At 36.6% G+C, this 8,417-nt stretch carries 7 protein-coding genes; all 7 read right to left on the reverse strand.

Annotated elements, in window-relative coordinates:
- Positions 1-71: 71 nt before the first annotated feature.
- The 7 genes from V7097_RS24295 to V7097_RS24325 all read right to left on the reverse strand — a co-directional run bounded on the left by V7097_RS24295 (position 72) and on the right by V7097_RS24325 (position 8,316).
- Positions 72-1,094, reverse strand: a complete 1,023-nt coding sequence (locus V7097_RS24295; RefSeq protein ID WP_335706214.1) for an ABC transporter ATP-binding protein — start codon at positions 1,092-1,094, stop codon at positions 72-74.
- The gene (locus tag V7097_RS24300; RefSeq protein WP_335706215.1) at positions 1,091-2,074 is read right to left on the reverse strand and encodes an ABC transporter ATP-binding protein; all 984 of its coding nucleotides are present in this window, start codon (positions 2,072-2,074) and stop codon (positions 1,091-1,093) included. Before V7097_RS24300 ends, V7097_RS24295 begins: the two co-directional genes overlap by 4 nt.
- A 491-nt stretch (positions 2,075-2,565) precedes the next feature.
- Positions 2,566-3,474: an oligopeptide ABC transporter permease gene (gene opp4C / locus V7097_RS24305; RefSeq protein ID WP_335706216.1), complete on the reverse strand. Its 909-nt coding sequence runs from the start codon at positions 3,472-3,474 to the stop codon at positions 2,566-2,568.
- 12 nt (positions 3,475-3,486) lie between these two features.
- Complete coding sequence (gene opp4B, locus V7097_RS24310) at positions 3,487-4,452, reverse strand: oligopeptide ABC transporter permease (RefSeq protein WP_335706217.1); 966 nt, start codon at positions 4,450-4,452, stop codon at positions 3,487-3,489.
- A gap of 90 nt (positions 4,453-4,542) precedes the next feature.
- Positions 4,543-6,258 (reverse strand): oligopeptide ABC transporter substrate-binding protein, encoded by a 1,716-nt coding sequence (gene opp4A / locus V7097_RS24315; protein WP_335706218.1) that lies wholly within the window; start codon positions 6,256-6,258, stop codon positions 4,543-4,545.
- Positions 6,259-6,307: 49 nt separating this feature from the next.
- On the reverse strand, positions 6,308-7,300 hold the full coding sequence (locus V7097_RS24320; RefSeq protein WP_335706219.1) for an ABC transporter ATP-binding protein: 993 nt from the start codon (positions 7,298-7,300) through the stop codon (positions 6,308-6,310).
- Between the two features lie 2 nt (positions 7,301-7,302).
- A complete protein-coding gene (locus tag V7097_RS24325; protein WP_335706220.1) occupies positions 7,303-8,316 on the reverse strand; it encodes an ABC transporter ATP-binding protein in 1,014 nt (337 codons plus the stop codon).
- Positions 8,317-8,417 lie beyond the last annotated feature (101 nt).

Here is an 8,417-nt window from a genome sequence, read left to right on the forward strand (position 1 = left end):
TAGAATGATCCCTCTAAGGTGGCATCTCCTCCCTTCAAAGAATCTATTTATTTTCTGTGCAGCCACCTTTATTACTCGTAAAGGTGACATGCAACAAAATGCCCTTGTTTGACTTCTTTAAATTGCGGTACCAGCTGGCGGCAAATATCAGTTGCTGCTGGACATCTTGTGTGGAACACACATCCACTTGGTGGATTTGAAGGGCTCGGAAGCTCTCCTTTAAGTACAATTCGTTCTCTTTTAATAGTTCCTGATTTTTTAGGAACAGGTACTGCAGATAATAATGCTTGCGTGTATGGATGAAGTGGTTCAGCATATAAATCTTCTTTATTTGCTAATTCCATCATTCTACCTAAATACATAACTCCCACTCTATCACTTATATGCCTTACAACACTCAGGTCATGTGAGATAAAGATATACGTTAGTCCAAATTCTTCTTGCAGATCTTCCATTAAGTTAATAACCTGTGCTTGAATCGATACATCAAGTGCTGATACAGGTTCATCAGCGATAATTAATTCGGGATTTAATGCGAGTGCTCTAGCAATCCCGATTCTTTGACGCTGTCCGCCTGAGAATTCATGTGGATATCTGTTGATAAAGGATGAGTTCAATCCAACAGTCTCCATTAATTCTTTTACTTTTTCTTCTCGTTCCTTAGCGGTGAATAATTTATGAGTAATTAATGGTTCTTTGATAATAGAGCGTAATGTCTTTCTAGGATTAAGGGTTGCGAAAGGATCCTGGAATACCATTTGAATGTCTCTTCGAACACTCTTTCTTAGCTCACTTTCAGACATATGTGTGATGTCTTTACCTTTAAAAATGATTTTTCCATCAGTCGGTTCGTACAATCGAATAATGGTTCTTCCAGTTGTTGATTTTCCACAACCAGACTCTCCAACTAGTCCAATTGTTTCCCCTTTTTTAATTTGTAAACTAATGCCGTCAACCGCTTTAACACTACCTACATTTCGCTGTAGGAGACCAGCTTTGATTGGAAAATATTTTTTTACATCTTGAAGCTCAAGGATGATATCACTGTTTTCCTTTGATGCCCCGTGTTTCTTTTCTACATTTGTTGAAATCATGCTTTAGCCCCCTCATCTTCATATAGGAAACAGCGAACTGCTCGTTCTTTACCCATTTGTTTTAATTGAGGTGCTTCTGAAAAACAGCGGTCAAAAGCTTTGGAACAGCGCGGAGCAAATCTGCAACCTTTCGGCATATTCTCTGGTGATGGTACGTTTCCTTCGATTGATTGAAGGCGTCCAATTTCACCTTCAATTGCAGGTATCGAGTTCATCAGTCCAACCGTGTATGGGTGTAATGGTTCATCAAATAAATCGTCTACTGGTGATTGCTCAACAACTTGGCCACCGTACATAACTACGATTTTATCCGCTACCTCTGATACGACTCCCAAATCGTGTGTGATTAAAAGAATCGAAGTATCAAATTTTCGGCTTAGATCCTTCATTAAGTCAAGTATTTGTGCTTGGATTGTAACGTCGAGTGCAGTTGTAGGCTCATCCGCAATTAGAAGCTTTGGATTACAGCTCATTGCAATCGCTATCATGACCCTTTGGCGCATACCTCCTGAGAGACGATGTGGATAATCATTGATTAATTCAGCTGCCCTTGAGAAGCCAACCAATTCCAACATTTCAATTGCTTTTTTCGTTGCTTCTACTTTGGACATTTTTTGGTGATACATCAGCACTTCAATAATTTGTTCACCAACAGTAAGAACCGGGTTAAGAGATGTCATTGGTTCCTGGAAAATCATTGATACATCATTTCCACGAACCTTACACATTTCTGCTTCAGATAAATCAACAAGGTTTCTACCATCAAGAATGATTTCACCTTCAACGATTTTTCCAGGAGGACTTGGTACAAGCTTCATAATAGAAAGTGAGGTAATACTTTTCCCTGATCCAGACTCACCTACTATTGCTAAGGTTTCACCTTTATTTATTTTCAAATCAACGCCATCTACGGCAGGTATTACTGTTTTCTTTTTGTAGAAATATGTTTTTAGATTTTTCACTTCTAGTAATGTAGCCATAAATTAGGTTCACCTTCCTTACCGGAACTAAAACAAGTTCACTCATTATTCAAAATATAATATATTTAGAGAAATATCAACCAAAAATTTCTAGTAGTCTCTTATTTTACCAGAGTAAAGCTTTAAAGTAAAAAACGTACGAAATTATCTGACAAAATAATCAACTAAATTTTATTACAGAAAGATTACAAATTCAAGTCAATTTTTAAAATTGAATTAATTTACTCTAAAAATTGAAAACTCTCTTTTCTCTTAATCTATTTAAAATTCTATTAAAACTATGTCGAAATTGCAAGATAATTTTTTATATTTTCATTACTTTTTCTTTTGTTAATTGATTCTACAGGGTTTACAAAAGAAATATTTGTAATAAAACGTTGTTAAAAACAGGTTGTTTTATTTTCTCAATATAACACTTTATTGCAAAAAAGCGTTGAATCGATAAAATATTCGACAAAAAAAAAGATCCATCACGCATTGTGATAGATCTGTTAACGGTTAGACTTAGGATTTAGTGCATCCTTTAACCCTTCACCTATGAAATTAATGGATAAAATTGTTAATGTAATAGCAGTTGCAGGTGGTACCCACATCCAAGTCTTATTACGAAGAACATCTGCATCTCTGGCTTCTGCTAACATATTTCCCCAACTTGGTGTATTCGATGGTACCCCGAAGCCTAGAAAACTTAGACCAGATTCAGCAACAATCATAACAGCCAATATTAGTGTCGCTTGTACAATGATTGTGGAAGACACATTTGGTAATAGATGCTTAATAATGATTTTTGATGGTCTTGTCCCAATCGATTTCGCAGCCAAAATATACTCATTTTCTTTTTCTGCTAAGACTTTACTCCGAACGATACGGGCAACTCCACCCCAACTAAGTAAGCTCATTACGATAATTAGCGTCCATGCCCCAGATACCTTGCCAGTAAGAATACTATTTAATACAATTACAAAGATCATGAAAGGGAATACTAAAACGAAATCTGTAAAACGCATTAACATTTGATCGATTTTTCCACCATTATAAGCTGCAACGGAACCAACAATAGTTCCAATTAGAGTTATAAATATCATACACGAAAAACCGATTAATAATGATGTTCTTCCACCATGGAGCATTCTCGCAAACATGTCACGTCCATTTATATCCGTTCCGAGCCAATTTTCCGCAGATGGCTCTTTACTCATGTTCATGAAATCAACTCGAACAATATCCTGTTTATTTAACATAGGGCCAATAATAGCAGTCAAAACGATTAAAATAAGAAAAACTAAACTTATCATCGCTAGTTTGTTTTTCATAAATTTCCTTCTCGCTATCGCCCAAGGAGAGAGGCTTTTTATTTCCTTTTTTGGTGAATCTACATTTGTATTTGTAACTACTTCCATTTATTCTCCTCCTTAATCCAATCGAATCCGCGGATCCACGATTCCATATAGTAAATCTGCGATAAGATTTCCGAAAAGTGTTAAAAATGAAAGTAACATTGTGATCGTCATCATTACAGCATAATCCCTTGTGTTAACGGAGTCTAAGAAAAGTTGTCCGATTCCTGGGTATGTGAAAATAGTTTCAGTTATAACCGCTCCACCTATTAAGGTTGCAATATCGAATCCTAAAAATGTTACTAACGGGATAATAGAATTTCGTAGAATGTGCTTATTATAAATCGTTGATTCTTTCGTACCTTTTGCTCTTGCTGTTCTAACAAAGTCTTTTCGACTATTTTCGATAATATCATTTCGTAAAAATTGAGTGTATGATGCAGTACCCATTAATCCTAAAACCAGTGCCGGTAATAAAACATGATGGAATTTACTTACATAATATTCAAAGGTTCCTTCATCAAGTCCTACTTCAATTGATCCACTAAACGGGAACCAATTAAGCTGAAACGCGAAGAAATAGATTGCCACAATCCCCGCAACAAACGATGGAACAGCTAATCCTATATAGTTATAGCTCGCAATAAGATTATCTCCAAGTTTATACGGTTTTCGTCCTGCATGCATTCCCATTAAGAATGAAAAAATGTACGTAAAAAATAATGAAACAATTGCTAAAAATAATGTATTTGGGATTTTTTGGGCAATAAGCGCTGAAACATCCATTTTATGTGTTGTTGATTTACCAAAATCACCTTGAACAAAATCAGTTACCCATCTCCAATACTGTACATATATTGGGTCATTGTAGCCCAATTTTTCTCGCATTTCTTCAATGTATTTCGGATCAGTATTGGATGGATCAATTTCTCCCCCAAATGGGTCACCTGGCATTATTTTCGCCAAGGAAAATACCACTATTGAGGCAAGGAGTAATAATGGAATCATGCCTAGTATTCTTCGTATTGAGTATTGGAGCATGTTATGTTCTCCTTATCCTAAAAAAATTCATATCTTAAATGAAGTCCAAAAAGCCACATACGTGACTTTTTGAACTCTACTGACCTATGATCAGTCAGTTACATACCATTTATGAACATCTGTTTGGAATCCAACAGCATTTACATGTACATCTTGAAGACGTTCATTAATTCCATAAAGGTTCATGTTTTCCCATAATGGTAGTGCTGGTAGTTCTTCGTTGAACAGTTTTTGCCATTCAGCATATACTTGTCCACGGTATTCTTTATCAAATGATTTTTCACTTAAGCCTTCATCAAGAAGTCTTTGATTATCTTCATTTACCCAACGACCATAGTTCCACTCAGCATCGTTAGCCCATAGACCAGATGGATCTGGGTCAGAGCCAGTTCCCCAAGAACCGAAGAATGCTTCTAATTCTTTATCATCGTTGTCTTTCATTTCATTGTAAAGGTTAAACTCAATTAGACTACCAGTAGCTAATTCAGTTTTCACACCTATGTCATTCCAGCTTTGAATGATAGCTTGTGAACGACCTTCAAATGTTGCGTTACCAGCATAGTGACCAAATTTGATAGAGAATGGCTTACCTTCTGGATCTTCCACAAACCCGTCACCATCTACATCTTTATAACCTGCAGAAGCTAATAATTCTTTTGCTTTGTCTTGATTGAATTCATATTGGTTAAGATCAGCATCATCAGCAGCCATCCAGAATGCAGAAGGAATAACAGTGTTAAATACTTCACCTTTTCCAGCTAAGAAACCGTCAATCATTGCCTGACGATCAATTGCATGCATTAACGCTTGACGTAATTCTTTAGATTCAAACTTACCATAATCAGCAATGTTAGTACGTGTTTCTTGATCACGGTGACCAAAACGTAAACCGATATAAGAGTAAACAGTACCAGTAGCCTCTTCTAGACGAACATGGTCCATCTTATCAATTTCTTTTACAGTTGCTGGAGCAATTTCCATAATGTCAACTTCGCCATTTTGGAGTGCACCGTTTGCTAATGAAGGATCAATAACTTTGATAACAACTCCATCAAGAAGTGGCTTACCTTGCCAATAATCATCAAAACGTTCTAATTCTATATATTCACCAGGAACAACTTTTTTCACTTTGAACGGTCCAAGACCTACTGGATTTGTACGAACTTGTTCAGATTCTCCAAGTTCTGCAACAGGAACACCTTCGTAGTGTTTCTTAGGCATTGGATCTGACCAAAGGTTTTCTAAGTTGTTAATTTTTACTTCTTTAAAAGTAACTGCAACAGTATATTTATCAATTACTTCTACACCTTCAATATGGTCTGCTTTACCTTCTTTTTTCTCAGTAGCACCTTTGATTCCTTCAACATAGTTGAAACGAGAACCATCATAATCTGGGTCTGCGATTGTTTCAAGAGCAAACGCATAGTCTTCAGCTGTTAGCTCTTCACCATTATGCCATTTAACGCCTTCTTCAAATTTGAAAGTATACGTTAATTTGTCATCACTGATTTCCCATGTAGCAAGATTTGGTTCATATTCTAAATCGTCATTTACAGTGTAAATGCTATCTACAGTGAAACCTAAGACTTGAGCATCAATTGCACTTCTATAATATGCAGTTTCAAAAACACCTTCTGGAGCTTGAGTAACAGCTAGTGTAATTTTACCGCCTTCTTTTGGTTCAGCTGTTTCTGAACCAGTGTTTTCATTTTCTTTTTCAGCTGTTTTTTCGTTACCACCACAAGCTGCTAGGAATAATGACATTGCTAGCAAAAGCACGATGGACCATAATGCTGACTTTTTCATATACATTTTCCCCCTTAAAGTTTGAAGTATTTTTAAATCTTGCTGTCAATTATTTATGTAGATGACAGGCCACCTTATGTCCTGGCTTCACCTCCTTTAATTCTGGTTTAACTTTCGAACATTCCTCCATTGCCATCGGGCATCTTGGATGGAATGGGCAACCAGTCGGTGGATTCGCTGGGCTAGGTACATCTCCTTGTAAAACAATTCTTTCCTTTTTCTTTCTTGGATCCGGCTCAGGAATAGCAGAAATCAATGCCTGTGTATACGGATGAAGTGGTTCAGCATATAAATCATCTTTATCTGAAATCTCAACAATACCACCAAGATACATAACGCCAATCCTGTCACTCATGTGTTTTACAACACTTAGGTCATGAGCGATGAAAAGAAATGTTAATCCGAACTCATCTTGTAATTCTTTTAATAGGTTTAATACTTGGGATTGAACGGAAACATCAAGCGCTGAAACTGGTTCATCTGCGATAATCAGTTTTGGTTTAAGTGCTAATGCACGTGCAATTCCGATTCTTTGTCGTTGTCCTCCGGAGAACTCATGAGCGTATTTATAAAAAGCATCCTCAGGAAGTCCAACCTTATTCAACAAGTCCAGCACTTCACCTTTTAGTTCTTTTAAAGATTTTCCTGTGTAGTTGATGATAGGTTCAGCTACGATATCACCAACCATTTGCATTGGATTTAATGAAGCATATGGATCCTGGAAAACCATTTGGAAATCTTTTCTGATTTCTCTCAGGTGTTTTCCTTTTAGACTCGTGATATCTTTGCCATCCAAAAGAATTTGACCATCTGTTGCTTCAAGTAAGCGAAGAATGGTTCTACCAGTTGTTGACTTCCCACAACCTGACTCACCAACAAGTCCTAATGTTTCACCTTCTTTAATGTCAAATGAAACACCATCAACCGCTTTTACATGACCTATTGTCTTTCTCATAAACCCACCCTTAATAGGATAGTAGGTTTTAAGATTTTTAACTTCCAATATAAGATTGTCCTTTTTCACTAGTGTTGAATTAGCCATTTTTATTTCACCTCTTCTACAGGTCGACTACTCTTATACAATAGACAGGAAACATCATGTCCATCCTCTACTTCTGCTAATACCGGTGTAAGAGTCTTGCATTCTGGCATTGCTGCCGGGCAACGGTCTGCAAATCGGCAACCACTTTTAGGCATATTTTTTAAGGATGGTACAATCCCTTCAATCGATCCCAATGTTTCAACTTCCTCATGAAGCTTCGGAATAGATTCCATCAAGAGTTTTGTATATGGATGCTTCGGATTGTAGAAAAGTGTATCAACATCCGTTTTTTCAACTATTTTACCCGCGTACATTACGATTACTTCATCACACATCTCGGCAACAACACCAAGGTCATGTGTAATTAAAATGACTGACATATCATTCTTTTCTTGAATGGTTTTAAGTAGATCTAGTATTTGCGCTTGAACTGTTACATCAAGTGCTGTTGTTGGTTCGTCAGCTATTAATAGTTTTGGCTGACACGCGATAGCCATTGCTATCATTACACGCTGTCTCATCCCACCAGAAAGCTGGTGAGGATATTCATCTACAATACTATCAGGACGGGAAATCCCCACTTGTGTTAAAAGTTCAATACTAATCTCTCTCGCACGTTGCTTTGAGATTTTTTGATGGTTTAATAGAACCTCATCTAATTGAAACCCAATTGTGAAAACTGGATTAAGAGCAGTCATTGGTTCTTGGAATATCATTGAAACATCTTTTCCACGAATTTTATTCATTTCAGTTTCTGATAGATTTTCAATATTATTTCCTTGGAAAATAACTTCTCCGTCGGTAATTTCTCCGATTCCTACCGGTAGTAGTTTCATAACAGACATTGACATTACGCTTTTTCCACAGCCGGATTCACCAACAATTCCGACAATTTGACGCGGATTAACTTTAAAAGAAACATCATCCACTGCATGATACATCTGTCCGTCTATATTGAAGCCTGTTTTCAGTCCCTTTACCTCTAGCAAAGGTGCTCCATTATTTGGCTGTTGCATAAAAACACCCCAAGTTCTTCTAGATTAGCCACAATTAATATGTAAATTAAATTTTATTACTATAATATTATAATTGCAAGACAATTTTATTAATTTAAAGT

This window comes from Bacillus sp. JJ1562 (assembly GCF_036962705.1).
GTDB lineage: Bacteria > Bacillota > Bacilli > Bacillales > Bacillaceae_L > Ferdinandcohnia.

What these genes read in the sequence shown, in the direction of transcription:
- opp4C (WP_335706216.1), bottom strand. Translation starts at nt 3,474, where the DNA reads ATGGAAGTAGTTACAAATACAAATGTAGATTCACCAAAAAAGGAAATA.
- V7097_RS24325 (WP_335706220.1), bottom strand. Translation starts at nt 8,316, where the DNA reads ATGCAACAGCCAAATAATGGAGCACCTTTGCTAGAGGTAAAGGGACTG.
- opp4B (WP_335706217.1), bottom strand. Translation starts at nt 4,452, where the DNA reads ATGCTCCAATACTCAATACGAAGAATACTAGGCATGATTCCATTATTA.
- V7097_RS24295 (WP_335706214.1), bottom strand. Translation starts at nt 1,094, where the DNA reads ATGATTTCAACAAATGTAGAAAAGAAACACGGGGCATCAAAGGAAAAC.
- opp4A (WP_335706218.1), bottom strand. Translation starts at nt 6,258, where the DNA reads ATGAAAAAGTCAGCATTATGGTCCATCGTGCTTTTGCTAGCAATGTCA.
- V7097_RS24320 (WP_335706219.1), bottom strand. Translation starts at nt 7,300, where the DNA reads ATGGCTAATTCAACACTAGTGAAAAAGGACAATCTTATATTGGAAGTT.
- V7097_RS24300 (WP_335706215.1), bottom strand. Translation starts at nt 2,074, where the DNA reads ATGGCTACATTACTAGAAGTGAAAAATCTAAAAACATATTTCTACAAA.